The sequence below is a fragment of the Methanolobus tindarius DSM 2278 genome, assembly GCF_000504205.1.
GTDB lineage: Archaea > Halobacteriota > Methanosarcinia > Methanosarcinales > Methanosarcinaceae > Methanolobus > Methanolobus tindarius.
Map to the genome: position 1 here is coordinate 212,847 of NZ_AZAJ01000001.1, position 26,426 is coordinate 239,272.

Consider the following 26,426-nt stretch of genomic DNA (forward strand, 5'->3'; position numbering starts at 1 on the left):
AGATGAGAGTAGGAGTAATAGGCACAGGTGCCATGGGAATTAACCACATCAGGAACTACTATGAGATGGATGGTGTGGAACTTGTAGGGATATCAGATATCGATGAGCAAAGGGTGAATTCCCTTGCCGGAACATACGAAACTAAAGCGTTTACAGATTATAATGAATTATTGAAAGAGGAACTGGATGCTGTAAGCATTGTTGTTCCTACGAAGCTGCACAAGCAGGTATGTCTTGATGCACTTGCTGCAGGTTCGAATGTGCTGGTAGAAAAACCCATTGCAGACACACCTGAAAATGCAGATGTTATGATAAAGGCAGCCAAAGATGCGGGAAAGGCATTGATGGTTGGACATATAGAGAGGTTCAACCCTGCTGTGATTAAGTTGAAGGAGATTATCGACGGTGGCCTTCTGGGTAAGATAGTATCCATATCAACAACCAGGGTCGGTCCTTACAATCCAAGGATAAGGGATGTTGGTGTGATACTGGATATCGGGGTTCATGACATTGACATAATATCTCATCTCTACGACAGCGAAGTAAAAAAGGTCCATGCCATTGCAGGTGCGGATATACATCCCTTTGAGGACCATGCATCCATCCACCTGAGATTTGATGGTGACCTTGCAGGTCTTGTTGATACCAACTGGCTGACACCTCACAAGGTACGAAGCCTGAAGGCAGTGGGTCTTGAAGGTGTTGCATACCTTGACTACATGAACCAGACCGTGGAACTGCACGACAATGGCTGGATAAGAAAGGCAAAGGTTGAACAGTCGGAACCTCTCAGGAACGAGCTTGAACATTTCATTGAATGTATCCGTAATGGCGAAATGCCATGTCCCAATGGTGACCATGGAAAGCATGCCCTTGAAGTATGCATGGCTGCAATTGAATCATACAAGGAAGAGAAAACTATCCATCTATAACTACTAACAATCACAAAGGTTGCTTACATGACTGAAAAACTACAGAAGATCCTGGACGAGAGAGGTCCGATAAAGAAGATAGGCGTGCTTGGAATGGGATACGTTGGCATCCCTGCAGCAGCCCTGTTCGCAGATGCAGATAAATTTGAGAAGGTTCTGGGCTTCCAGAGGAATTCAAAAAGTTCTGGTTATAAGATCGACATGCTAAACAGTGGCGAAAGCCCTCTGAAAGGAGAGGAACCCGGACTTGAAGACCTTTTAAAGAAGGTTACAGATGCAGGCAAGTTCGAATGCACAGCCGATTTTTCAAGAATATCAGAGCTGGATGCAGTAACACTTGCTATCCAGACACCATTTGCCAATCCAAAGGACCTTGAACCGGACTTTGGAGCACTAATTGAAGGCATATGCAACGTAGGCAGAAATCTCAAACCAGGAATGCTTGTAGTCCTCGAATCAACCATCACCCCCGGGACCACCGAGGGAATGGCAAAGGATATTCTTGAAGAGGAATCCGGCCTGAAGGCAGGAGAGGACTTCGCCCTGGCCCACGCCCCCGAGCGTGTAATGGTAGGCAGACTCCTGAAGAATATCCAGGAGCACGACCGCATAGTCGGCGGAATAGACAAGTCCAGCACCGACAGAGCTGTAGAACTCTACACCCCCGTCCTCACCAAAGGAAAGATCATCCCCATGAGCGCCACAGCTGCTGAGGTCACCAAAACAGCCGAGAACACCTTCCGTGACCTCCAAATAGCAGCCGTGAACCAGTTAGCCCTCTACTGCGAGTCCATGGGCATAAACGTCTACGATGTCCGTGCAGGAATAGACAGTCTCAAAGGCGAAGGCATAACCAGAGCCATCCTCTGGCCCGGAGCCGGAGTAGGCGGTCACTGTCTCACCAAAGACACCTACCATCTGGAACGCGGAGTCAAACTCGGAACCAGTGAACTTGATTATCCAGAAAACTCAGATTCAATTTACGTATTAGCTCGTAAAGTCAACGACTTCATGCCAAATCACATGTTCAAACTCACACAGGATGCTCTGGAGAGTGTAGGCAAAGAACTGAAAGGTTCTAAAATTGCTTTACTTGGCTGGGCGTTCATTAATGACTCAGATGATGCTAGAAACCCCCCATCCGAACCATACAGGGATCTGTTAATTGAAGCTGGATCCAAAGTAATGGTACACGATCCTCATGTTTTAAGCTATCCTAATGTTGAGATTGAGAAAAATCTGGATGCAGTTGTCAAGGATGCTGATGTCGTTGCCATTATGACAGGACATGCTGGGTATTTCAAACTGCAGCCTTCAACTTTGAAGGAGAGTATGGGTGTTGAGGAGCCAGTTGTTGTGGATGGCAGGAATGTTGTGGAGCCGGATGTTTTTGTGGATGGTGGGTTTGTTTATAGGGGAATTGGAAGAGGGGATAAGAACTGAGAAAGTTTATATCATCGATTAGTTGTAAGGACCTAGGTTGAGTTTAAGAAGAGGAAAATTTGTGTTCAATTTTAAAGTAAGTAAGACTATGAAAGACGTACAGTGGTCTTTTATTAGTCTTATTACTGCTTCTTTATCTCATTTGTTATTGAGAATTTTGCTGGGGAATGAATTAGGTCCATCTGGTCTTGGTCTTTATACGCTTGTTTTTACAATATATATGTTTGGGGTATTGTTTGCTTCTTTTGGGATAGGCGATGCTTTAACTAGGTATGTAGCTGAATTTAGTGATAATACTCAAAAAGCCAAAGAGTATATTACATCGGGAATAATTGGATCTGTTTTTTCTGGATTTTTGATGGGTGTTCTTCTTTTTCTATTGTCTGATGTAATTTCTATTAATATTTTTAACATGCCTGAAATGGCTAATATGCTAAAAATCACAGCTATATGTTTTCCTTTTATAGCAATAAACAAAACAGTTGTAGGTTCTCTTAATGGTTTTCGAAATATGAAAGCTTTTGCATTTCTGAATATTTCTCTTAACATGTCTATTTTCTTTATTTCCATATTAATGGTCTTGTATCTAAAAATGGGTGTTTTAGGAGCTGTATTGGGATTTGTTATTCCAACTATTATTATTTGCTTAATTTCTATAAATTTAATCCGTTCTTATCTTGTATTTCCTAGCATCTTCTTCACACAAAATGATGCGTATAGGGACATACTACATTTTGGTTTCTACGCGGTACTCGGAAATTCAATACTGTATGTATATACTCACATTGATAGCTTGATGATTGGATATTATCTAGATGAGGCGGAAGTTGGATTATATGCAATATCTGTTATTTTTGTCCAAGGATTAGTACTCATTCCCAGTGCCATTCAGAAAGTTACTAGCCCCATAATTGCCAAAGCTTATGCAGAAAAAGAATATAAGTTTATATCTGAGTTAATCAAAAGAATAACATTCAAAGTTTTTGTAATTTCATCATTACTATCTCTGCTTGTTGCAATTTTTGGAAAAGTACTCATCATGATTATTTTTGAAGATATCTTTTTACCTGCCTACTTACCTTTATTAATTATGCTTATAGGGTATGCTATTTATTCAACATTTATATCTATAGGTTCTTTTTATTCAAGTATCGGATATGTTCAATTATCTTATAAAATCGCGTTGTTTTCAGCTATACTAAGTATTATGTTAAATATAATATTCATACCACGATATGGAATCGTCGGTGCGGCTATAGCGACCACTACTTCATTGGTTACATTAACCTTGCTTCATTTTTTTATAATAAAACATCTTTTAAGTAAGATGTAAGAATTTGACCTATGTCTAAAGTAATAAACAAGTTATTTATATCTTGTTTACATCAAAAAATGAGTTTCAATTATTTTTTAAGAAATATTTAGAATTGTTGATTACAATTTGTTTACCACAAATATCTCTATGTTTAGTGAATCATATATTTTGTTTGTAGAGTGGTCATTTCGGATTTTTTCAAAATCCTTTTTCTTAAATCTTTCAATTCTATTATAACCTGGAATTTCTTGATACAATAATTCGCCTAGTGTTGTAATTACTAGATAACCATGGTTGTATTCATTGAGCTTAGAATCAAAATATACTTCACTAAAATTGGTAATAGTTGCATTGTAGCCAAAGTGATCAATTATTTTTTTGTGAATCATCTTTTCTTTTGACAAACCTAGAATATCGGGATACCTAAAAGATTGTTCTGAAACCATTCCTATGGGAATTGGGTATTCTTCTTGTGATTTAAGTAACCAGTCCATTCCTTCTATTTCATTATATGTGAGAGCAGAATTAGTCCTGTATACATTTGGTGAGTCAAATGCTGCAAATAGACTAAAAGTCCAGATTGCTAGAAGAATCAGACATACATTAATAATTTTATAAAATGATTTCTGCTTTTCTAAGAAAATAACATACAGTGATATAGCAAAAAGCGGTATTTGACCATATACTACAAAATTTAGATGCATTAGTCTATCTGGTTGATGGGTTATGACTGGATTGAACATTAAAATAACTTGTGTAAAAATACAAATTATATATAATATGATAATTGGGTAATACTTTTTTATATATGTATATTTATGCTCTTTCTTCTTGAAAAATATGTAGGCAAATCCTATTATTATTATTATAGTTGGGAATACATATCTACCATAAAATATTGATAATAATTGTAAATAATCATTGAATTCAAAATTGATGCTTGCAATTTTTTCTACGGTTCGATCACTAGTTGCACCGCGCCCAATATCATTAATGTAATTATATACATCTCTTACTAGCACACTCAATAATCTTCCCTGGTATAAAAACCAGCTTGTATATGATACAAATAGTATTGAAAGCACCGTCCAATTCATTTTAGCAATTCCAAACTTATTAAATCTAGACAAAAATGAAGTATTAAAAAAAATGTGTACAAAGCAGTAGACTGTCACAAAATAAACAATAAATGGATGTGTAAAAGGTATCAATAAAATTATTAATATGAATATTAGCGAAAATGGAAATTTGTTTTTGTCATCAATGTATGAATGAAATACATATAAAAATAATGGCATGTAGGCAAAAAAGAATGCATGTGGTACATTTAAAAAATTATAAACTCCCAAATACATGATGAATGAAGATGGAATAACTAAAGATGTTATGTATGAATTTTGAATAATTTTTTTTGAATATACATATGTTCCTGTTATGAAAATAAACGAAAATAAAACGGGTACTATAAATGAAGTGTTATTTGCAGTAATATCTAAAGCAAGTGTAATAATTGCTCCAAGTATAAGGCTAGCAGGGTATATATTTTCTTCTTCTATGTGTCCAGAACTTGCTATATTCATATACTCCCCTATGTAACTCATATCATCAGCACGACCCATTGAATAATAACCGAGCATGTGAGGAATTATTAATACTTGAAAATGGTTTAAACAAAGAATAAGAAGACCAATTTTAATTTTACCATTTAATACTAAAAAGGAACCAATTAAATAACAAAGAATTAAGCTTAAATAAAATCTTAGGGGAAACATTGAGTATATATTTGTAGTGTAACCGATTGGCTCTGAAAACTTAAGTTCAAAAAAATTTATTACTAACAGACAAAATGCTAAAGTAGACAAAAGTGAATACTTATAGTTTATATTACTTTTATTACTTGAATCATTATTATAAAAAGACATTACATATCCTCAAAAAATATTTGCTCGTAAATATCAATGACTTTTGATGTATCAAAATTCATACTTCTTTTAAGACCTAACTCTGAATATTTATTCATATTATTTTCATCATTCAAAATTTGAATAATATTTTCGGCAAGAATATTTTCTTCTATGGTTAGGGGATCAGCAACTTCACAAAATTTGGAATCCATTGGAGGAACCAGTATTCCATATTTATTGTCACCTATTATTTCAGAAGGGCCGTATTTGCAGTCAGTTGATATTACTGGACACCCACAAGCCATAGCTTCTATAATTGAATATGGAAGGGCTTCAGATATTGAAGTTAAAACAAATAAGGACGAATGATTAATATATTTATACGGGTTTGTTTTCCACCCTAGAAGCAGAATATCATCTTTAAGGTTTAAATCAGAAATTAGTTTCTCTAATCTGGGCCTCATAGGTCCTTCGCCCAATATGCATAATCTGCACTTCTGTTTTGATTTAACTTTTGAAAAAGCTCTAATTAGATGCCATTGACCTTTTACTTCATTAAGTCTACCCATGGTGATTATTGTTGGTACACTATCTGAAAAAAATAAATCATCAACTGTTTCTTCTTTTAAGAATTTAATTTGAGATATATTTAATGGATTATACACAACTTTTATTTTCTGACTGTCTAAATGGAACATTGAAATTAGTTCTTCTTTCACTCCCTCAGAAACAGCTATTATTAAATCTGCTCGATTATAAAGTTTTTTAACAAATATTATTGCAATTTTATCTATTATAGTATCCTTGAACTTGTTTGATAATGTTGCATGTACAGAAATTATAACTTTTGTCCGCTTCTTAAATAAGTTGGACAATATATTTATAAAATTATCCATAACTAAAAAGCTGATAGAAACTTTAGCATTATGAGTTTTGACAATTTTTCTATATTTTAGTATGCCTGTAGTTAGTGCATAAAGCACGCTAAAAAAACTTGATTTGGTATAATTTAAATTCATTGAAATTGGTTTTTGATCATAAGGATATGAGATTTGATTTTTTAATAGTATTATTCTCCGACTTATCCTTTTGTCTAAGCTTATGCTCAACTCCGAAGGAACTCTTTCAGCTCCTCCTCCGGTTAAAGTAGTAATTAACATAAGAATATCAGTCATAAGAATAAACCTCGTTCAAAAGTTTGTAATAGTTGCTTGCCACAACGCCCCATTCATATTTTTTTGCATCCTGTAACGCATTTGCTGAGAGTTTTTTTCTCAAGTCTGGATTTTGAATCAGCTTTAAAATTTTATCACTAATTTGATTTTCATTTTTCTGCTCAACCAAAATTCCGTTATATTCATCATGTATTATTTCCATTATTCCATTTGTTTTCGTTGCAATTATTGGTTTACCTGTAACAAGAGATTCCATTACAACTACAGGAAAACCTTCTTGAAATCCAGATGAATCCACGATGGACGGAACGACTACAATATCTGCCAGATTGTAATAGTCAGAGATTAAATCAGAAGACACAAAACCTGAAAAAAGTACTTTTTCATTCAAAGAATGGAATGCAACCAATTCTTTTAATTCTTCCTCCATGTAACCAGATCCAACCACTATAAGCTTTGCTTTGGAGTATTCTTCTACTACATCTTTGAATGCATTAATCAAATATTTGCAACCTTTAACTTCTACTAGCCTTCCCACAAATAAAACAACAAAACTGTCATTTAACTCATATTTTAACTTCAAATCATTTGTAGTTTCATTACTAATTAGTTTGGAAGGATCAATTCCCATTGGAATAATATGCAATTTTCTACTAGCAGATTCCGAAACATTCGGCGGTAAAATAGAGAGTAATTCATGTGCTCGATGAGAACTTACGGAAACAATACGTTCGGAATGGTTAAAGATTAACTGTGTAATTTTTGTACCGAAATTAAGTTTCTTCAATATTGTTACTTCTGAAGAATGAATAACTGCTATATGCTTGATTTTCAAAATTTTATTGCAAATTGCTGCAATTAATCCTTGAGGGATCAACCAAAAGGATATAACAACATCAATCTTTTCTTGCTTAATTATTTTGAGAGAATAAATTAATTCAGATAAAAGAAAAAAAGGTAATTGGAGCTTAGCAAAGAGGCTATTTTTAAAATTATAAGCAATACCTGCATTGTAAGCCAGTTTTTGAGCGGAAAACGGAACAAAATATGGAAAACGATAAACCTTTATTCCATCAATTTCTTCAATAAATTTTGAAGTAGAGTGGTGGGGAGCTAAAACAATTACTTCGCTTCCCTTTTGTAGTAAATTCTTGCAGAATTCATAAGAAAATGAAGAGGATAAAATGTTTGTATTTCTTGGAAAACTACTAGATAAAATTAGTAATCTCATACTTTCACCAGTGATTGATATATTTCAAAGCAACTTCTACAAGCAATGGGTGTGCATTAAAAGACGATATAAAATCCATGATATTACCATCCTCGTTTAAAAATCACTTTTCTTTTTTCCTTATTCAGAAGAAAATCCAAGCTTTGAGCCATTATTCCTATAAGAGGAAATGGATCTTTAATCGAAATATCTCCATAACACGTATTTTTATCCCAAAAGTTGACAAATTCTTTTATTCCTTTAATCTTGTCTGGAGTTTGTGTTAGCCACAGTATTTCATTTGGAAAAACCCAACGATATTTTAGTCCTTTTTTGTACGGTTCAGTATACTCAACTGAATCCCCACAAGCTAGTTTATATATTAGATAAGGATAATCAACTCCAGCAGCAATAGCTAAGTTCAGCGGCATCCAGAAACGCGGGTTCACTTCTAGCAGAAGTGGACTTCCTTCAGAATCAATAATATATTCAATTTCAGCAACCCCTTTCCAACCAATACTTTGCAATAATTTCAAGGAATAATCTTTCACAATCGTGTCATTAGTACTTACACCTACAACCGTGGGCCCTCCACTAATAGGATACTCTTTTATTCTTGCATAGGTAAAGGAAGCTATCTCCTTTTGTAGTCCATCCAAAAGTAAACATGCTGTACTGTAGCTCGTCTTGTTGATATATTCTTGAATAATCGGTTCACCAAATTCATTTTTGATTCTTTGATATGCATCATCAAATTCTGAGCAAGATTCTACTTTAATTATACCTCTTGACCCTGAGCTAATTCTCGCTCTTATTAGGACAGGATAAGTCACTTTCTTTTTTATTTCTTCTAGGCTCATATTTTCGGGAAAGAAAGTATTAGGAACTGGAATATTATTTTCTAGAGCTAATTTTATTGTTTGGCCTTTGTCTCTAAATTCTTGAAGCAGTTTATAATTTGCAAGATATAGCTGTGTGAACTTTGATATTTCTTCTTTATATTTAGATAGGAGAAGAGTGGTGTCATCCCTTACAGGAATAATCATATCATATTGTTCATTTTTAATTAGGTTTATAATGAAATGAATGAAATCAGACTCTTGAGTTTCTGGCGATGGATACAAAACCCTTTTTTTTGTATATCTAGAGAAAGAAGATAAATTATTTTTAAAATCATCCCCACAGTGGACTTCAAATCCTTTTTCACCGAAGGATCGAATGATTGCAAGTGCTGCAAGGGATCTTCCATCTGTGACAAGAATTTTTCCTTTCATTTTAGTCCTCGAGGTCAGGTATTTTTTTAATAGGTTTTGCAGGAACTCCGGCAACAACAGTATTTTCAGGAACATCTTTTGTTACAACAGCTCCGGCCCCAATTACCGAATTCTTACCTAGACTTACACCAGCTAACAAAATAGCACCACCTCCAATCCAAACATCATTTTCTACAGTAATTTTTTCAATTTTGCCGTATATTTTTGATAATTTTGAGTTTTCAGGGTGCATCGAACAAAAAAAAGACACATTTGGACTTATTGATACTCTATCACCGATTTCAAGAAAAATAGTACCTTTTTCTTGTTTAGAATAACTAGCTCCTCCTCCAAAAGGAGTTATTGTAATGTTTGGTCCAAGATAACAATCATCACCTAGCTTAACATAAGACATTTTATTAGCTGCAAATAGCCTTAAACCACTGGTAGGGGCACATCTTGAAAGGGAGTACCAAAAATACAATAATGCCTTTTTTAAAATCATCTGTATTCACCTTTCCTTCTTCATTCTAAATCCGACATTGTGCTAACATTGATATTTTCATTGTTAATTTTGTTTAGAATATATCTTAGTCGCTTCTCAACCACATTACCTTTAATGGCCCAATACATTGGTCTTCCCTTTCCAATCTGAGGGAACTTTTCATAGGAAAGATCAATTGGATGAAAATAAAAAACGGTGTTCCCTCTTTTTAAACTCTGTTTTAGGCCTTTAAGCATCATATGTGCTCCAAGGAAACGAAGCATTGGCCCTCCAGATGTTGGAACCTTAAAACTTGCAAATTCATAGTAAGCCCATGGGTATTCTACAATTCCTCTTTTTGAACCCATTTCCAGTGAACCTTTCACTGGATAATATGGATAAGTGGAAACGCCTTCTAAAGTAGAATCAGTTTTATTATAAAGAGAATTTACACAAACAGATGAATCATATTTGAACCCTATCTTTTCAAGAGAATCCACCATCCAACCACCGATCAAAGCATTTGGTGCTCTGTAGCCTGTAACTTTTTGACCAGATATCTTTTCAAGAATATTTCTGGCTTCTATTGTCCTTTTCTCAAATTCATCAGCGCTCATCAGAGGCTGTTTTGTTTTCGGATCGATCTTGCAAGCGTGGTGCAAACCATGACAGGCTATTTCATGCCCTCTTTCTGCAATGGATTCAATCAGGCCCGGATAATGTTCTGCTATATCTGCCACTACAAAAAAAGTTGCATTTACATTGAATTCATCAAGTATGTCTAACACTCTTTTTGTGGGCTCTGTAAGATAATCGTATCGATATTCCCAATTATCAAAAAAATCATCGACATCTTTGTAAACGGAGAAAGTAGAACCACAAACCGAAGGTATGTGATACCAATCCTCAACATCTACAGTTACAGATAAACTATTACCATTACCCAAGAGCATCAAGTCCGTTTTTTACTATTATTAATTTTGCTGACAAGCCACCCTGTTACATTCCTGCATATCAAACAACATCGCAAACAAAGTAAACTGAATTCCAGTGATCAAAAACAATGCATCAAGCAAAGGATAATTCTGTGATATAGGGAATCCAAACACCATTTTACCCAGTAAAATATAAGCTCCAAAAAGAACACCCAATGGAACCAGAATCATCCCAAATATATAGAACAGCACAAGTGGGTGGAAGCTCAATACCATGTACTTCATCTTGAGTCTCCATAGGAACTTCTTGAAGAGCATTATTGAAACTTTGCCCATGTAGTTGCTGTATTTGATGGTAGAACGTTCCTGACCGTAGCGTGCTGGCATGGTTATGTCCATGGTGCGGAAGCCGAAGGCATTCAGCTTTACCAGCATGTCGTTGCAGTAACCGTAGTAGGTGTAAAGGTTGTGCAAATCCATGTTTGAGAGGGCTTTTTTGGAGATGGCGGTGTAGCCGTTCTGGGGGTCCATAATGTGCCAGTATCCGCTGGCTATCTTTGTTATCATAGTGAGAAGGCCATTTCCAAAAGATCTCCATTTGCTCATGCCTACGCGGAACTCTTCACTGAGCAGGCGGTTGCCTTTGGTGTAGTCTGCCTTGCCTTCGATTATTGGCATCAGGAGATTTGGAAGCTGCTGGGGGTTCATCTGGTTGTCACCGCCCATGACACATACTATATCCATATTCTCCTTCAAGGATTGCTGGTATCCATGAAGGATGGCTGCTCCTACTCCCTGGTTCACTTTGTGGGTGATCACGTGCAGACGTGGATCGTCGATGGATTCCAGTACCTCAGCTGTTTTGTCAGTACTACAATCGTTGATTACGTATATTCTGTCCACGTATTCAGGGATACCATTAACAGTTATCTTAATTAATTTCTCTTCATTGTATGCAGGAACTACCACACCAATATGATATTTCTGTAAAACATCATAATCATGATTGTACAGAGTTGATGCTGGAAGCATCCTTACATCATATCCTGCCTTTTTTGCATCCTTGAGCAGGGAAAGCTCAACTGAAGTGCCGTTCTCACAAAATTGAAGAGAATCCACAATATTTGATGAAAATGCAGTGAATCCCATGCACTGTCCTACCAAACCGGCATCTAAGGAAGCTTCACAAACTAAAGAACCTTCGAAATCCTCGTCCATGCCTATTATTGAAAGGACATCCCTATCTTTGAAAAGCGTATTTCCACTTACTACATCAGCTTCAAGCCAGAGTATAGGCTCAACAAGCCGAGGGATATCTTCTGGGTTGTGATGGCCGTTTGCATAAAGAGTAACGATAATCCGAGGATCAAGCTCTTTTGCAGCTTTGAAGCCAGATTTCAAAGCTTCAATCCTACCCAAATTAGTTTCATGCCTCACAAGTTTTGCACCAAGGCTTTGAGCGATAAAACCAGTTGCATCTTTGCTACAATCATCAACAACGATAACCTCATCTACATAATGCCTGGCCTTTTTAATAACATCATGTATGTGTACTTCTTCATTGAATGCAGGTATAACTGCAACTATTGTCATTGCCTATCCAACCACCGTTTTATTACTGTGCACACCGGGCAAATGAAAAAACGCCATTATGAGCCGGAATTCTTATGCACATACGTTTTTTGTACTATTGACAGTGTAAATAAAGGTTATTAAATATAAAAGTTTCTCATTTTTAGTGTCAACTGCTTTATAAAATAAGTCAAATATAACTCGTTACAAATATTTATAGTTTGTTCGTAAAACTACGAAAACACTATCATGAATCATGGTAAAAATCTTATCAATTAAAAAATATGAAAAAACTGAAAAGAAAAACAATAATCTTTAGAAATATATGATCAAGAAGTTTAATTACTCAAGATATCTCGCAAATGCACAAAAGGATGGCAAACTACAGATACAGAAGAATTTGAAGATAAATCAGAAGCAAAGATTCTGTACCTGCCACAATAAACTCCACCGCCATCTTCACTACATGTCATGGCACTGGAACTGGCACACTCACACTTGTCATAGAATTTGCATTTCATGTTTATACCTCTGTATCAAAACCTGCAAATATAAATATAATTTATATTAATATATAGTTTTCTGAATAAAACTGTGCAATGTGTAGCAGGAAACCGAATTCATAGCATTGATGTAGCTATATGGACTATGATGAGTACTTACTAGTAATTAATCACAAAACTAAAGTGACCATACGCCGAAGGCGGCACATTTCGATACTACTTAAATAAGAAAGATTATCAGAATGGAATCAAAATATCAAACAATCGTTCTATATTTACTGAGCGACCACATTGTATTCCAGCATAGTTAATATATAGTAAAGAAGCAGATAGAGAACAGGTTAATTAGATGATGACTAAATATACTGCATATATAGAAAAGGATCCTGAAACCGGCTGCTATGTTGCTATCGTACCGGGAATTCCAGGAGCTCATACACAGGCTGACACACTTGATGAACTGAATGTCAGGTTAAAAGAAGTAATCGAACTCTGTCTTGAAGAAATGGATCCCGAAGAAAAAGTCTCTATCCCTGAGTTTGTGGGCGTTTCACAGATAGAGGTAACTGTATGACCAGGTTGCCACTGGTAGATGCCAAAAAGATGGAAAAGATATTACATAAGATTGGTTTTAAAAAGACCCGCCATAAAGGTAGTCATGCATTTTACAGACACGCAGATGGTAGAACAACTACGATTCCTTTTCACTCTAACAAAAAACTTGCACGTCCTCTCATAAGAGCAATACTTAATGAAATAAACATCACAATAGAAGAGTATAACGAATTAATACGGAACATTTGATCTTCCAATCGAAACAAAAAAGTTTCGTAGTAACATGTCTGCCTAAGCAATTCAGAAATAATAAAAAACAGACTCAACTAATCAATCTCCCTGATCTAAACCATTTACATTTAAGCGTAGGAATCCTTTTACGGACTTAAGCAAATACCTCGCAGATGCATCACCATTGTATCTATCTTCTCATACATCGCTTCCTTCAAATCCTCTTCTCTAATGATATCAAAAGTACTGTACTCACCAGTAGGCTCTTTGTAAACAACATCAATACTCATTACCTTAATAGGATATTGAGTAATGTTAACCTTTTCAAGCAAAATCGTGATGCTACTATCCTCACCTTCGCATATAACCTGCACAGTCCCATCATCAAGATTTCTTACACGTCCATTAAGATCAAGATCAAAAGCTATCTCATCGATAAAATCCCTGAAACCTGCCTTTTGAACTCTACCATGTATTATGATCTCTGCACGTTTCTTCATATCAGTACATTTTTCCCAAAGTGATATAAAAGTTATTATCGTACCTCTTTAACATATCAGACGTAATCACAAAACTAAAATGACCATATGACGAAGACTGCACATTCAAAAAAACATAAGACTACGATTATTAGTTTTTGATGCCCTAAAAAGATCTACAATTTTATTCCACAGGCTCATACCTGAACCCGAATCCCAGATCCTTCAACGCCAGCAGTGCCATGAACATCACACAGAATATGAAGAACACCGAAACAAAGCATGCGAAATTATAGTAGAAGAAGTCCACACCTGATAGTTTCACATTCATGACGGAAAAAATACTAAGTGGTTCATTATATACCGGATACAGGTAAGTAAGTCCACCATCTGCGATATCATCCAGCAGAAGATGTGACAGGAAAGCAGCTTCTGCAAAAATACCAATGGATGAAGCCTTGGACACATTTCTATAGAAAATATACCCCAGCAGAAACGCAAGTATAAATGCTACAATACCGAACAGCAATGAGTGAGTTGGAACAGAACCTATCCTTGTGTGCTGAAGAGTACCATTTAAAAAATAATTCCACACAGCAGGTACATCCGGGAACACCGAACCTACGCTGCCCACAAAAAACAGCAGACCCAGGTGTTTTGCATCCTTAAGAGTCATTTCTCTTCTGAAACCACTTCCTGCTATTGCAAATATCCCCACAAGGGATACACAGAAAATGAAAAATGACAGATGAAATGCTGGATATGGCATGGATTAGTATACTAATTATAATTATATAAATCTGGTGTCCATATATATGAAAACTTTACCTCACACAAAATATCACCCAACCATAAAAGACAATACTTAAACCAAACCATATCAGTTAATATGTTCATCTTTGGCCATATTGGAATTACCCTTGGATTATTCATCCTAATCAAAAAGTTCCCTGTTATTCCTGATTTTTCCCGGTTTAACCTGAACATTCCTTTAATTGTATTCGGTGCCATGCTCCCTGACATTCTGGATAAGCCTCTTGGAGAAGTCCTGCTTGCAGATTCACTTGCAAACGGCAGGATATATGGCCACACATTACTCTTCTTTTTCCTAGTCCTGGCAACAGCATACTACTTTTACAAAAAGAAAGATAATTCCAATCTGCTAATAATACCTTTTGCCTCCTTCATGCACCTGATGGAAGACAGGATGTGGACAACTCCCCAAACACTATTCTGGCCCCTGTTTGGCTGGCATTTTCCTGATGGATACCAATCAGCAGGCATACTTGACTACTTCCTCAGCATATTCAAAAATGCCTACACTCCTGCAATGAGTTTTGTGTTCCTGTCGGAATTGCTGGGTCTACTAATATTAGTAGCTGTCATTGCGAACCAAACAATTCGATCATATATAATATACAAAAAAGAAAAAGATTAATTGCAGAAGAGGAGAAACATTAAATGTACTGTATAAACAGTTCCTGAAATAAAAATCAGAAAATTAATACATATACAGTCACCCAATAAATACAGTAAGAAGAAACAAAAGCTGTATTCATTTTCGACACCATACCAAACCTTTTCAAGTAGAAAATATATAAATACCTGAAAAACTGAGATGCTGTAATACAAAAATGCGCTTTCTTAGGCCACATTCATTGATTTTATTGTATGTCCACAAGTTTGCATAACGGCAGGAATCATGACTAAAAATTATGAAGAGAATCTTAAGCTGAAAAAGCTGGTTGCTTATTCAGAAGAACTTTTCCAGAGCTCTGCAGATGAAACGGATTATGATCGTATAACCGAAATGATGAATAATATTTCTGGTGCCAGATACGCTGCTTTTATTCTTTTTGATGAGAACATCAATGCATATGTTACAAAAAGCGTCCATGCAAGCAATGACCACATCAAAAAAGCTAGTCATATACTGAATCTGGAACTTGTGGGAAAAGTCTGGGACAAGCAAACAGGTCTGGAAAATAAAATACAGAACAGTATTATCACTCGTTTCTCATCAATACATGAACTTACAAAAGGATTGTTCCCAGAAACTCCAATATTATTGCTTGAAAAAACGTTCAATGCAGGCCAGACAATTATTGCCAATATTGTCAGAAATGATTTTAACCTGGGATATTTTGTACTAATCTATCATGTTAAAGAAGAACTCCTCAATGAAGAACTAATTGAAGTTTTCTCCCGTCAGGTCGGCTTGATGCTGGAAAGGAAAAAAACAGAAGAAAAACTTCAGTTCCAGTTCAGATACCAGAAAATGATATCTGAGATAAGTTCCAGCTTCCTGAGCGTTTCTGATGATAAACTGGATAAAACCATAGATGAGGCATTGGAAACCTGCAGGGAGCTCTTTAAAGTGGAAAGAGCATTTGTATTTCTGTATTCTGATGACAAAAAATCTCTGAAAAAATGCTATGAATGCTGCGACGATGGAATCGATCCACATGCAGACAGCTTCATTGACATGAAACTTAGTGATTATCCATGGTTTGAAGATAAACTCGGAGAACATGATCACATATACGTGCCTGATACAGAGAAACTGCCACCGGAAGCTGAAGTTGAAAAGAATAAGTGGAAGGAATATTCCATAAGATCCACACTTCACATACCAATTACTGAAAGTTCAGGAATTATCGGTTTTTTAGGTTTTAATTCCATCCGTGAACAAAAATGGTCTGACGAGCAGATAACACTACTGAAAGTCCTTGCAGGAATAATAGTCAGTGCACTTGAAAAGAGGGCTGAGAGAGAAGAGCTGCAAATTCAGAAAAAAAGGCTTAGTGATGCACAGAGAATAGGAAAAACAGGAAGCTGGGAATTTGACATGAACACAGGAATAGTTCATGCTTCAAAAGAAGCTTTCAGATTATATGGCTTAAAGGACAACAGTATAACTATTCGTCAAGTCCAGTCCCTTGTTCTCCCTCAATTCAGACCAGAACTTGACAGAGCATTAAAAGACCTCATAGAGCACAACAAACCATATTATGTTGAATTCGACATGAAAAGGCCATATGATGGTGAAATACGTCATATGTCTTCAATTGCAGAATACCAGGCAGAAAAAAACATTGTAGCAGGGACACTTCAGGACATAACCGAGCAAAAGGAAGCAGAGAAAAAGATCGCTGAAAAAGAAGTATGGAAACATGAACTAATAAAAGACTCCATGGATGGCATAGTGGTCCTTGACATGCTCGGAGGAGTTTATGAAGCAAACCAGCGTTATGCAGACATGCTTGGGTATTCCCTTGATGAAATTAAGAATATGCATGCATGGGACTGGGACAAAAACATAGACATCGAACAACTGCCATGGACATTGAAATCTACACGAAAATATGACAGGTATATTGAAACCCAGCACCAGAAAAAAGATGGTACTATAATAGATGTAGAGATAAGCTCCAGCAGTGCAGTTTGTGGTGACCGGGAACTTTTGTTCTGTGTATGCAGAGACATAACAGACAGAAAACGTTCGCAAGATGAATTAAAAAATAGAACGCAATTACTTGATATTGCTCTTGATGCTACTTGTGCCGGAATATGGGATGTAGATCTGCTGACAGGAAACATAGAACTACAGGGACTTGAAAGCTGGAAAAAAATAACAGGATACGAAATCACTGATTTTTCCAATTATAACCTTACAATGTGGCAACAACTTATCCATCCGGATGATTCCGAAGATGTCATCAGTAAATTCACAAACACAGCTTCCGGGAAAAACGATCATTATATGGCAGAATACAGAATGCTGCATAAAAAAGGATACTGGGTATGGGTACGTGCTCATGGAAGAGTTGCAAGCTATGATAAAGATGGAAAAGCCCTGCATGTTTACGGAACACACATCAGCATAGATGAAAACAAAAAAGCAGAAGAAAAAGCAAAGGCTGCAAGCCAAGCTAAATCAGATTTCCTTGCCAATATCAGTCATGAAATCCGCACACCATTAAATGGAATTATAGGATTTTCCGATTTACTTATTGAGTCACAGCTAAGTCCTTCGCAACTCCATCATATGCAGACAATACAGGCATCTGCCAACTCACTTCTCGATCTGATAAATGATGTGCTTGATATCTCTAAGATAGAAGCCGGTAAACTTGAACTTGAAAATGAAAAGTTCGACCTTAGAGAGTTATGTGAACAGATAGCAGATATGCTGAAGTATACCGCACATGCAAAAGGAATTGAACTTTTACTTAACATCTCATCAGAGATTCCTGATTTTATCGTTGCCGACCGCATAAGACTAAGACAGGTGCTTGTGAATCTTCTGGGAAATGCCATCAAATTCACAATCACCGGTGAAGTCGAAATGGAGGTCCATATAGACAAGATCCATCCTGATTGTAAAGCTGACATCAGATTCACTGTTACTGACACCGGTATAGGAATTCCAGCAGACAGGCAAAAAGAAGTATTTGAAGCTTTTTCGCAAGCTGACAATTCTATTTCCAGAAAATACGGAGGAACTGGCCTTGGTCTTAGTATTTCAAACCGGCTCCTTGAGAAAATGGATTCCAGACTTGAACTTAGCAGTGAAGAAGGAAATGGAAGTATCTTCAGTTTTTCAGTATTGATGCCTTACGAATATACAGGGAAATCAGACAAAAACAAGTCTCCTGAATATAGAAAAGTACTCATTGTTGATGATAATGTTAAAAATTGCCACAATATCAGATCTATCCTGAAAGATGAAGGTGTTGTCACAGAAATAGCTTACTCCGCAAAAGAAGCATTGGATATTTTTAAGGATAAATCAGATGACATCAAATTAATAATTTTAGATAAGCACATGCCTGTTATGACAGGAAATGAATTGCTACAGGATATACGTGCTGATATCACATGTTTTTACCACAACATTCCAGCCATAATTATGCAGGATTCAACAGACATAAATGATGTTGAAGAAATGGAAAATGATAAATCATTAAATGGAAAAACAACTGAAAAGTTAACCCATACCATTACAAAACCTGTAAAAAAAGCAGAAATAATTGAAAGTATCGTACATTTGCTGTCAGGTGAAAAGGATACTGGAAATGAAATTTACCACAAATTGAAACAAGCTGAAAATAAACATGACGTGAAGTATAAGATACTCATTGCAGAAGACAATGAAACAAACATGCTTCTTACTTCCACCATTATTTCCAGAATTCTGCCAGATGCAGACATATTGAAAGCAACTAATGGAAGTAAAGCAGTGGAGTTATTCAGAGATGAGCAACCGGACCTGATCCTGATGGACATACAAATGCCTGAAATTAGCGGATATGATGCCACAACCATGATAAGAAATATTGAAACAACAAAAGGCATTCACACCCCAATAATAGCGCTAACAGCCGGAACATTTAGAGGAGAGGAAGAAAAATGCCTTGAAGCCGGACTTGATGACTATGCTCCAAAACCAATTGTTTCTGAAACAATACGCCAGGTTTGTGAAAAGTGGCTGTTTAAGGAAAGTGACACAGAACATACTGGAAGTAACTGGAACAAAGAAAGAGATAATAACAACCTCAATAATGCTCACTTCAATTCTGCTTGGCTGCAAAGCAACACAGACGGAAGCAAGGAATTATACAATAAACTGATAGCAATGGCAATGAAATCCTTTATTCAAAACTATGAACAAATGTGTGCTGCGCACTCTAATAATGATATAGAGGAAGTAAGTACTATTGCCCATAAAACAAAGGGAACAGCACTTAACACAGGTTTTAACATCCTTGCATCAATAGCTGAAGACATCGAAAAATCAGCAAACAGTAACTCAGAAATTAATATTGTTGAGCTACTCGACGGTATGAAGAAAGAGATCGATTATCTCTCAACTTTTTTTAATGAACAGTACAGTGAATAAACAAATCATCCATAATAGATGACATTAATATTTTTAAATTGCAGAATACCATCTATTGAATTAAATATTATGCTTTTCTTATAATACTACTAAATTATTGTATTTCTATTGATAATAAACAATACAGACTGGAATAAAATAGATTTGAAACAATATCATTGAGGGGAATATGCAAAACAACACATATGTTCACAAATCTGCTAAACTTTATGGTGCCAGCAGCGTAGGGAAAGAATCAGTCGTCCTTGAAAATGTAATACTGGGTTACCCGCAACACAGAACACTTATGGAAATCACAAAAGCTGGCATAGATATTGAAGACTATGAACAGCCAGGTGCTGTGATAGGTGACAATGCCTTCATCAGGGCAGGAACAACTGTATTCAGCAATGTAATAGCAGGGAATAATTTCAGGACCGGCCATAATGCCATGATAAGAGAGAACACAACAATAGGAAACAATGTTCTCATTGGAACAAATGTGATAATTGATGGAACTGTTACAATAGGAAACAATGTCAGCATTCAGGGAAATGTGTACATTCCCACACATGTTACCATTGAAGATAAAGTCTTTATCGGGCCCTGTGCTGTGCTTGCCAACGATAAGTACCCCATCAGAGGAGAATATCACCCGCAAGGACCTGTTATCAGGAAAGGTGCTTCTATTGGTGCTAATGCCACACTGGTTCCCGGTGTGGAAATCGGAGAAGGAGCCATGGTAGCTGCCGGAGCATTGGTTACAAAAGATGTACCTGCATGGAAACTTGCCATAGGATGTCCGGCAAAAATAGTGGATCTGCCACAAAAACTTGAATCTTTAAACAATATATAAATCTAAATAAATACAAACTATTTGATGCAACTAATTTATTATTGAATAATATATTATTAATTACAATTACTACCGAAATTTGTGATGAACATGATACCTATTGCAAAACCACAGCTGGAAGAGGCTGAAATTGAAGCTGTTAATAACGTGCTGCGTTCCGGAATTATTGCCGAGGGACCCCGGGTTGCAGAGTTTGAGCAGGAATTTGCCGACTACACCGGAACAGAATATGCAGTGGCAGTAAACTCAGGAACAGCCGCCTTGCATGCCGCTCTTCTTGCACATGGCATCGGCAAGGGCGACGAAGTCATTACAAGCTCTTTCAGTTTCATAGCTACAGCTAATTCTATACTTTTTACAGGTGCAAAACCTGTTTTTGCTGACATAAGAGCCGATACATTCAATCTTGCACCCCAGCTTATAGAAGAGAAAATAACAGCGTCAACAAAGGCCATTATGCCGGTGCACCTTTACGGACACCCTGCAGACATGGAAGCAATGAGAGATATTGCAGAGGATAATGACCTGATACTTATCGAAGACGCGTGCCAGGCACATGGAGCAATATATAACGGGAAAAAGGTTGGTTCCTTTGGTACAGGAGCATTCAGTTTCTATCCTACCAAGAACATGACCACAAGTGAAGGTGGAATAATCACCACAAACAGTAAGGAAATTGCTGACAGGGCTCGCATGATACGTGCACATGGCTCCAGACAGCGTTATCTTCACGAAATGCTGGGATACAACCTGAGAATGACTGACATATCAGCGGCTATCGGAATGGTCCAGCTGAAAAGACTTCCTTCATATATAAAAGCAAGACAGAGAAACGCAAAACTGCTTACAGATAAGCTACAGGGAATTGAGGGAATAGAATGTCCTGCAGTCAGGAACGGTTGTCAGCACGTATTCCACCAATATACAATACGAACAAGAAACAGAGACCAGCTATCTGATTATCTCAAAGAGAAAGGAATTGGATCGGGAATATACTATCCGATACCTATCCACAAACAGCCATATTACAAAGAACTTGGATACAAGGATAATCTGCTGGTTACGGAAAAAGCCTCAAGGGAAGTACTCTCACTGCCGGTCCATCCTGCTGTGACAGAGAATGATATAAACACAATAACTAATGCAATAAAGCTGTGGAGTGATGAAAAATGTTAAGAGTAGGTGTCATCGGTGCCGGTGCCATGGGTAAAAACCACATACGTATCTACAGTGAGATGCCTGGTGTGGAACTTGCAGGAATTTCTGATATCGATAAGGATCTTGTTGAAAGTCTTGCACAGCAATATAATACTAAGGCTTTCACGGATTACAAAGAAATGCTGGCTTCAGGAGTTGATGCGGTAAGCATAGTCGTACCTACCAAGATGCACCGCCAGGTTGCCATTGATGCAATTGAAGCAGGTGCACATGTGCTTGTAGAAAAACCTATTGCAGATTCCGTGGAGAATGCTGATGCCATAATTGAAGCCGCTGAGAAGAAAGGACTCCTTGTTATGGTAGGACATATTGAAAGGTTTAATCCTGCTGTCATTAAACTCAAAGAGATTATAGATTCCGGACTGCTTGGAAAGATTGTTTCAATATCCACCACAAGAGTCGGACCTTACAATCCCAGGATAAGGGATGTTGGTGTCATTCTTGACATAGGTGTGCATGATATAGATGTGATATCTTATCTTTATGGCACCAATGTCAATCAGGTCTACGCAGTGGCCGGAGCTGATATTCACTCCTTTGAGGACCATGCCACTATCCATATGAGACTGGACCATGAATTCTCAGGGCTTGTTGAGGTAAACTGGCTCACACCGCACAAGGTTAGAAAGCTTACAGCCGTGGGTGTTGGTGGTGTTGCATATCTTGATTATATGGATCAGACTGTGGAACTTCATGACAGTGGCTGGATCAGGAAAGCTAAGATAGAACAGAAAGAACCACTCAGGAATGAACTTGAATATTTCATTGATTGTATTAATACGGGCAAGCGGCCAAATCCTTCAGGAGCAGATGGAAAACATGCTCTAAAAGTCAGTCTTGCAGCCATCAGTTCATACAAAGAAGCAAAAATGATAGATATAAAGGAATGATTTTCATGAGCCAGAAACTCGAGAATATTTTGAAAGAGAAAGGACCTATAAAAAAGATAGGTGTAATAGGAATGGGTTATGTAGGTATCCCTGCAGCAGCTCTTTTCGCGGATTCAGATAAATTTGACCATGTACTTGGATTCCAGAGAGATTCACCTTCATCAGGTTACAAGATAGAGATGTTAAACAATGGCGAAAGTCCACTAAAAGGAGAGGAGCCAGGACTTGAAGATCTCCTGAAAAAGGTCACAGATGCTGGTAAATTTGAATGTACACCTGACTTTTCCAGAATATCAGAACTTGATGCTGTAACACTGGCAATTCAGACACCTTTTGCAGACCCTAAGGCACTGGAACCTGACTTTGGAGCTCTTAAGGAAGGTATCCGAAATGTGGGCAAATATCTTAAACCAGGAATACTCGTTGTCCTTGAATCAACAATCACTCCTGGAACCACCGACGGAATGGCCAGGGAAATTCTTGAAGAAGAATCGGGTCTTAAGGCGGGAGAGGACTTTGCACTTGCACATGCTCCTGAAAGAGTAATGGTTGGAAGATTACTTCGTAATATTCAGGAACATGACAGGATTGTTGGCGGTATTGACAAAGCAAGCACTGACAGGGCAGTTGAACTTTATTCGCCTGTGCTCACAAAGGGCAAGGTCATACCAATGAGTGCAACGGCAGCAGAGGTTACAAAGACTGCAGAGAACACATTCAGGGACCTGCAAATTGCAGCAGCAAACCAGCTTGCACTTTACTGCGAAGCCATGGGAATAAATGTCTATGACGTAAGAGCCGGCATTGACAGTTTGAAAGGAGAAGGCATTACAAGAGCAATACTCTGGCCAGGCGCCGGTGTTGGCGGACACTGTCTTACAAAAGATACATATCACCTTGAACGTGGGGTGAAACTTGGAACCGAAGCCCTTGATTACCCGCAGGATGCAGAATCAATTTATGTGCTTGCACGCAGGGTCAATGACTTCATGCCTGCACACATGTACAACCTGACTGTTGCCGCACTTAAGAGAATAAATATGGACATAAAGGGAGCAAAGATAGCCATGCTTGGATGGGCATTTATTAATGACTCAGACGATGCACGCAACCCGCCATCAGAACCTTACAGGGACATGGTTCTTGAAGCTGGTGCGGAACTTAAGGTGCATGACCCGCATGTTCTCAACTACCCTGATGTAGAGTTGCTAAAAGACTCAAATGAGACTATAAAGGGAGCAGATGCAGTTGTTGTCTTCACAGGTCACAAAGAGTATTTCAGCCTGAAACCTGAGGACATTAAGAAACTCACTGGTAAAGAAAACACTGTTATCATTGACGGCAGGAATGTTATTGATCCTGACACATTCATCAATGCAGGATTTGTGTACAAAGGCATAGGTCGTGGTGACAAAAACAGCCATCCTATTAACCAGTAATCCCCCTGAACAGTATTTATTTTTCACCGGGATCTGTTTCCCGGTTATCATCTTTTTTCCTGCGCAGGTTCATCAGTATAAGTACTACAAAAAGCACCTGTGCTATGGTCACACCTATACCATCGGCCAGAAGGTCATGCACGCTGGAGGAGCGACCCGGTACAAAGGACTGGTGAAATTCATCGGTTATACCATAGATTACACCAAGTATGACTGCAAAAAGAGCAGCATATTTCCTGAGGACAACATTATCAGAGTTTTTGAATGTCAGGTGCAGGAGAACACCCAGACCGAAATACAGGAACATATGGGCTACTTTATCAATGTGCCCATGGGCATAATCTGCAATATCTACCAGAAAACCAAAACCCATATTTTTTGCAATATCTGCAAGTTCATACATTATGGGTATTTTGAAAACCGAGGCAGGAATGCTCAGGTTAGCCTGTGCGGATAAATAAAATATAAATCCTGCGTAAAGGATAGTCAGAGATATCAGGATCTCCTTTTTGTGCTTCATGTAATCAAAGTGTTGCAGCCATGAAACCATTTTAAGGATTAACTGTATCAATTGAAGAAAATAGAGGGCAATAAATGCAATATATTTGTTTTTTAGAAGATTCTGCATGTTGTTCTATTCTATAATTGTCTTACTAAGTTGAAATAAGTATCCGGTCATTTTCCAACAATCTCTTCAAGTCCCCTGTAGAGATCAACCTTTGGTTCAAAACCGATAGCTTTAGCCTTTTCAATGCACGATGAACTGTGTTTTATGTCACCTGGCATAGGGTCTTTGAATTCCATGTCCATAGAACTGTCAAATATATCCAGGACTATCTGTGCAAGCTCGTCTATACGGGTGACTGCACCTGTCCCCACATTGTAGACCTCACCATCTTTACCGGCACCGCCTGCAAGCATTGTTATCATATCAACTACGTCATGTGCAGAGACAAAATCCCTGGTGTTTGAGCCGTCACCGAAAATAACAGGAGGAAGACCTTCCTTTAACCGGCCTATGAATTTAGAAATTACACCTGAATAAGGATTTGAAGGATCCTGTCTGGGACTGTATATATTGAAGGGTCTTATGCTGACTGTTGGAAGACCATATGCATGATGATACATGCTGCAATATTTTTCTCCGCAGAGCTTGCTTGCACCGTATGGAGACATAGGAGTTTGAGGATGTTTTTCATCAATTGGAACATATTCCGGATTTCCATAAACAGCAGCGGAACTTATGTAGACAAAACGCTCAATATTACCGGACCTGGCACCTTCAAGAAGATTTAGGGTACCAAATACGTTATTATCTGCATCAAATAAAGGCTCAGACATGGAACGGGCAACACTTATCTGGGCTGCCGTATGAATTATAATATCATTATGAGAAGCAAGTTCCCTGGCTTCAGGAGATCTTATATCTTCCTTTACGAAACTAACATTTGAAGGCAGAACTGGCTCCTTACCGGAAGACAGGTTATCCAGAACTGTAACTTCATAGTTGTCATGCATGTTATCAACAAGATAACTGCCTACCTGACCGATGCCGCCAGTAATAAGAACCTTCTTCATGTCCGTAAAACTGTGAACTTTCTATATAATATTACCCCAGCCACAATAACTCGAGAATACATATTAAAATAGCTAACAATTGTAGATAACAACAATAGCGAATAATTACAACAACAATAAAACCTTAATCAAAAAAAGATAAAATCGGACTTAGTACACTGTCTGTATTTGCTCTAAGCCCCTTGGGACAGTTCCAAATGTTGCACGTTCCATGCAGTGAAGAGTGCAAAACATCTCCTCACGAGCATAATCCTCGTAAACATAGATAGGACTGCCACACATTGCGCATTTCTTCTCTATTAATTTCATTGTACCACCTATATAGCAATCTCAAAGCATACTAACATGTAATGTATGCAAGAGAAGTAACTAACATTATGACAATAACCCAATTGTCAATTAAACAAAGATGATACTACTATATAAAATTATGTTCGATGCAATAAATCATACTCATCATCATTATGAAAAAACAATATGCCGGATAAAGGAAAACATTATTATATAAATCAAAACCTATGGCAGAAAAATACATTATATAACTGGAATACGTCCCGGACACAGGCTGCATAG

Annotated in this window: 24 protein-coding genes; 11 read left to right on the plus strand and 13 right to left on the minus strand. The window is 37.3% G+C overall.

What is annotated here, in order from left to right; all coding sequences use genetic code 11:
- Positions 1-2: 2 nt before the first annotated feature.
- The 3 genes from METTI_RS00990 (at position 3) to METTI_RS01000 (ending at position 3,708) form a co-directional block, all read left to right on the plus strand.
- Entirely contained in the window at positions 3-932 is a 930-nt protein-coding gene (locus METTI_RS00990) for a UDP-N-acetylglucosamine 3-dehydrogenase (RefSeq protein WP_023843940.1), read from the plus strand.
- Between the two features lie 27 nt (positions 933-959).
- On the plus strand, positions 960-2,375 hold the full coding sequence (locus METTI_RS00995) for a nucleotide sugar dehydrogenase (protein WP_023843941.1): 1,416 nt from the start codon (positions 960-962) through the stop codon (positions 2,373-2,375).
- Positions 2,376-2,463: 88 nt separating this feature from the next.
- Positions 2,464-3,708: a flippase gene (locus METTI_RS01000; protein WP_048135632.1), complete on the plus strand. Its 1,245-nt coding sequence runs from the start codon at positions 2,464-2,466 to the stop codon at positions 3,706-3,708.
- A 101-nt stretch (positions 3,709-3,809) separates the two neighbouring features.
- On the opposite strand, the gene METTI_RS01005 is transcribed toward METTI_RS01000, so the two are convergent.
- The 8 genes from METTI_RS01005 to METTI_RS15635 all read right to left on the minus strand — a co-directional run bounded on the left by METTI_RS01005 (position 3,810) and on the right by METTI_RS15635 (position 12,744).
- Positions 3,810-5,309, minus strand: a complete 1,500-nt coding sequence (locus tag METTI_RS01005) for a hypothetical protein (protein ID WP_156916225.1) — start codon at positions 5,307-5,309, stop codon at positions 3,810-3,812.
- A gap of 302 nt (positions 5,310-5,611) precedes the next feature.
- A complete protein-coding gene (locus METTI_RS01010; protein WP_023843944.1) occupies positions 5,612-6,769 on the minus strand; it encodes a glycosyltransferase in 1,158 nt (385 codons plus the stop codon).
- Positions 6,762-8,000, minus strand: coding sequence for a glycosyltransferase family 4 protein (locus METTI_RS01015; protein WP_023843945.1), 1,239 nt, complete (start codon positions 7,998-8,000; stop codon positions 6,762-6,764). The genes METTI_RS01010 and METTI_RS01015 overlap by 8 nt, the downstream gene beginning before the upstream one ends.
- A gap of 83 nt (positions 8,001-8,083) precedes the next feature.
- Positions 8,084-9,253 (minus strand): carboxylate--amine ligase, encoded by a 1,170-nt coding sequence (locus tag METTI_RS01020; protein WP_023843946.1) that lies wholly within the window; start codon positions 9,251-9,253, stop codon positions 8,084-8,086.
- A 1-nt stretch (position 9,254) separates the two neighbouring features.
- Positions 9,255-9,737 carry an acyltransferase gene (locus METTI_RS16150; RefSeq protein WP_023843947.1) on the minus strand — a complete coding sequence of 161 codons (483 nt, stop codon included), beginning with the start codon at positions 9,735-9,737 and terminating at the stop codon, positions 9,255-9,257.
- A gap of 20 nt (positions 9,738-9,757) precedes the next feature.
- Complete coding sequence (locus METTI_RS01030) at positions 9,758-10,663, minus strand: polysaccharide deacetylase family protein (protein ID WP_245596053.1); 906 nt, start codon at positions 10,661-10,663, stop codon at positions 9,758-9,760.
- Positions 10,664-10,690: 27 nt separating this feature from the next.
- Positions 10,691-12,244, minus strand: a complete 1,554-nt coding sequence (locus METTI_RS01035) for a glycosyltransferase family 2 protein (RefSeq protein WP_023843949.1) — start codon at positions 12,242-12,244, stop codon at positions 10,691-10,693.
- Between the two features lie 317 nt (positions 12,245-12,561).
- Positions 12,562-12,744 carry a hypothetical protein gene (locus METTI_RS15635; protein WP_156916226.1) on the minus strand — a complete coding sequence of 61 codons (183 nt, stop codon included), beginning with the start codon at positions 12,742-12,744 and terminating at the stop codon, positions 12,562-12,564.
- 331 nt (positions 12,745-13,075) lie between these two features.
- On the opposite strand from METTI_RS15635, the gene METTI_RS01040 reads away from it, so the two are divergent.
- Positions 13,076-13,300: a type II toxin-antitoxin system HicB family antitoxin gene (locus METTI_RS01040; protein ID WP_023843950.1), complete on the plus strand. Its 225-nt coding sequence runs from the start codon at positions 13,076-13,078 to the stop codon at positions 13,298-13,300.
- A complete protein-coding gene (locus tag METTI_RS01045; RefSeq protein ID WP_023843951.1) occupies positions 13,297-13,530 on the plus strand; it encodes a type II toxin-antitoxin system HicA family toxin in 234 nt (77 codons plus the stop codon). The genes METTI_RS01040 and METTI_RS01045 overlap by 4 nt, the downstream gene beginning before the upstream one ends.
- 128 nt (positions 13,531-13,658) lie before the next feature.
- Here METTI_RS01045 and METTI_RS01050 read toward each other — a convergent pair whose 3' ends face one another.
- On the minus strand, positions 13,659-14,012 hold the full coding sequence (locus tag METTI_RS01050) for an acylphosphatase (RefSeq protein ID WP_023843952.1): 354 nt from the start codon (positions 14,010-14,012) through the stop codon (positions 13,659-13,661).
- A 163-nt stretch (positions 14,013-14,175) separates the two neighbouring features.
- Positions 14,176-14,760: a metal-dependent hydrolase gene (locus tag METTI_RS01055; protein WP_023843953.1), complete on the minus strand. Its 585-nt coding sequence runs from the start codon at positions 14,758-14,760 to the stop codon at positions 14,176-14,178.
- 120 nt (positions 14,761-14,880) lie between these two features.
- On the opposite strand from METTI_RS01055, the gene METTI_RS01060 reads away from it, so the two are divergent.
- From METTI_RS01060 to METTI_RS01085, 6 genes are all read left to right on the plus strand, one after another.
- Positions 14,881-15,429, plus strand: a complete 549-nt coding sequence (locus METTI_RS01060; RefSeq protein WP_023843954.1) for a metal-dependent hydrolase — start codon at positions 14,881-14,883, stop codon at positions 15,427-15,429.
- Between the two features lie 264 nt (positions 15,430-15,693).
- Positions 15,694-19,893: a PAS domain S-box protein gene (locus METTI_RS14895; RefSeq protein ID WP_023843955.1), complete on the plus strand. Its 4,200-nt coding sequence runs from the start codon at positions 15,694-15,696 to the stop codon at positions 19,891-19,893.
- Positions 19,894-20,062: 169 nt separating this feature from the next.
- Complete coding sequence (locus tag METTI_RS01070) at positions 20,063-20,728, plus strand: acyltransferase (protein WP_023843956.1); 666 nt, start codon at positions 20,063-20,065, stop codon at positions 20,726-20,728.
- Positions 20,729-20,812: 84 nt separating this feature from the next.
- Positions 20,813-21,904: a DegT/DnrJ/EryC1/StrS family aminotransferase gene (locus METTI_RS01075; protein ID WP_023843957.1), complete on the plus strand. Its 1,092-nt coding sequence runs from the start codon at positions 20,813-20,815 to the stop codon at positions 21,902-21,904.
- Positions 21,898-22,836 (plus strand): UDP-N-acetylglucosamine 3-dehydrogenase, encoded by a 939-nt coding sequence (locus METTI_RS01080; RefSeq protein ID WP_023843958.1) that lies wholly within the window; start codon positions 21,898-21,900, stop codon positions 22,834-22,836. The genes METTI_RS01075 and METTI_RS01080 overlap by 7 nt, the downstream gene beginning before the upstream one ends.
- 5 nt (positions 22,837-22,841) lie before the next feature.
- Positions 22,842-24,275, plus strand: coding sequence for a nucleotide sugar dehydrogenase (locus METTI_RS01085; RefSeq protein ID WP_023843959.1), 1,434 nt, complete (start codon positions 22,842-22,844; stop codon positions 24,273-24,275).
- 16 nt (positions 24,276-24,291) lie between these two features.
- Here METTI_RS01085 and METTI_RS14900 read toward each other — a convergent pair whose 3' ends face one another.
- The 3 genes from METTI_RS14900 to METTI_RS15920 form a co-directional block, all read right to left on the minus strand.
- Entirely contained in the window at positions 24,292-24,846 is a 555-nt protein-coding gene (locus METTI_RS14900) for a VanZ family protein (protein ID WP_169729087.1), read from the minus strand.
- Positions 24,847-24,950: 104 nt separating this feature from the next.
- Positions 24,951-25,853 (minus strand): NAD-dependent epimerase/dehydratase family protein, encoded by a 903-nt coding sequence (locus METTI_RS01095; RefSeq protein WP_023843961.1) that lies wholly within the window; start codon positions 25,851-25,853, stop codon positions 24,951-24,953.
- A 150-nt stretch (positions 25,854-26,003) separates the two neighbouring features.
- A complete protein-coding gene (locus tag METTI_RS15920; RefSeq protein ID WP_023843962.1) occupies positions 26,004-26,162 on the minus strand; it encodes a hypothetical protein in 159 nt (52 codons plus the stop codon).
- Positions 26,163-26,426 lie beyond the last annotated feature (264 nt).

Bases quoted from the DNA above. Each gene is read 5' to 3' on its own strand.
- METTI_RS00990 (WP_023843940.1), top strand. From the start codon at position 3: ATGAGAGTAGGAGTAATAGGCACAGGTGCCATGGGAATTAACCACATC.
- METTI_RS00995 (WP_023843941.1), top strand. From the start codon at position 960: ATGACTGAAAAACTACAGAAGATCCTGGACGAGAGAGGTCCGATAAAG.
- METTI_RS01000 (WP_048135632.1), top strand. From the start codon at position 2,464: ATGAAAGACGTACAGTGGTCTTTTATTAGTCTTATTACTGCTTCTTTA.
- METTI_RS01005 (WP_156916225.1), bottom strand. From the start codon at position 5,309: ATGGGTCGTGCTGATGATATGAGTTACATAGGGGAGTATATGAATATA.
- METTI_RS01010 (WP_023843944.1), bottom strand. From the start codon at position 6,769: ATGACTGATATTCTTATGTTAATTACTACTTTAACCGGAGGAGGAGCT.
- METTI_RS01015 (WP_023843945.1), bottom strand. From the start codon at position 8,000: ATGAGATTACTAATTTTATCTAGTAGTTTTCCAAGAAATACAAACATT.
- METTI_RS01020 (WP_023843946.1), bottom strand. From the start codon at position 9,253: ATGAAAGGAAAAATTCTTGTCACAGATGGAAGATCCCTTGCAGCACTT.
- METTI_RS16150 (WP_023843947.1), bottom strand. From the start codon at position 9,737: ATGATTTTAAAAAAGGCATTATTGTATTTTTGGTACTCCCTTTCAAGA.
- METTI_RS01035 (WP_023843949.1), bottom strand. From the start codon at position 12,244: ATGACAATAGTTGCAGTTATACCTGCATTCAATGAAGAAGTACACATA.
- METTI_RS15635 (WP_156916226.1), bottom strand. From the start codon at position 12,744: ATGAAATGCAAATTCTATGACAAGTGTGAGTGTGCCAGTTCCAGTGCC.
- METTI_RS01040 (WP_023843950.1), top strand. From the start codon at position 13,076: ATGATGACTAAATATACTGCATATATAGAAAAGGATCCTGAAACCGGC.
- METTI_RS01045 (WP_023843951.1), top strand. From the start codon at position 13,297: ATGACCAGGTTGCCACTGGTAGATGCCAAAAAGATGGAAAAGATATTA.
- METTI_RS01050 (WP_023843952.1), bottom strand. From the start codon at position 14,012: ATGAAGAAACGTGCAGAGATCATAATACATGGTAGAGTTCAAAAGGCA.
- METTI_RS01055 (WP_023843953.1), bottom strand. From the start codon at position 14,760: ATGCCATATCCAGCATTTCATCTGTCATTTTTCATTTTCTGTGTATCC.
- METTI_RS01060 (WP_023843954.1), top strand. From the start codon at position 14,881: ATGTTCATCTTTGGCCATATTGGAATTACCCTTGGATTATTCATCCTA.
- METTI_RS14895 (WP_023843955.1), top strand. From the start codon at position 15,694: ATGACTAAAAATTATGAAGAGAATCTTAAGCTGAAAAAGCTGGTTGCT.
- METTI_RS01070 (WP_023843956.1), top strand. From the start codon at position 20,063: ATGCAAAACAACACATATGTTCACAAATCTGCTAAACTTTATGGTGCC.
- METTI_RS01075 (WP_023843957.1), top strand. From the start codon at position 20,813: ATGAACATGATACCTATTGCAAAACCACAGCTGGAAGAGGCTGAAATT.
- METTI_RS01080 (WP_023843958.1), top strand. From the start codon at position 21,898: ATGTTAAGAGTAGGTGTCATCGGTGCCGGTGCCATGGGTAAAAACCAC.
- METTI_RS01085 (WP_023843959.1), top strand. From the start codon at position 22,842: ATGAGCCAGAAACTCGAGAATATTTTGAAAGAGAAAGGACCTATAAAA.
- METTI_RS01095 (WP_023843961.1), bottom strand. From the start codon at position 25,853: ATGAAGAAGGTTCTTATTACTGGCGGCATCGGTCAGGTAGGCAGTTAT.
- METTI_RS15920 (WP_023843962.1), bottom strand. From the start codon at position 26,162: ATGAAATTAATAGAGAAGAAATGCGCAATGTGTGGCAGTCCTATCTAT.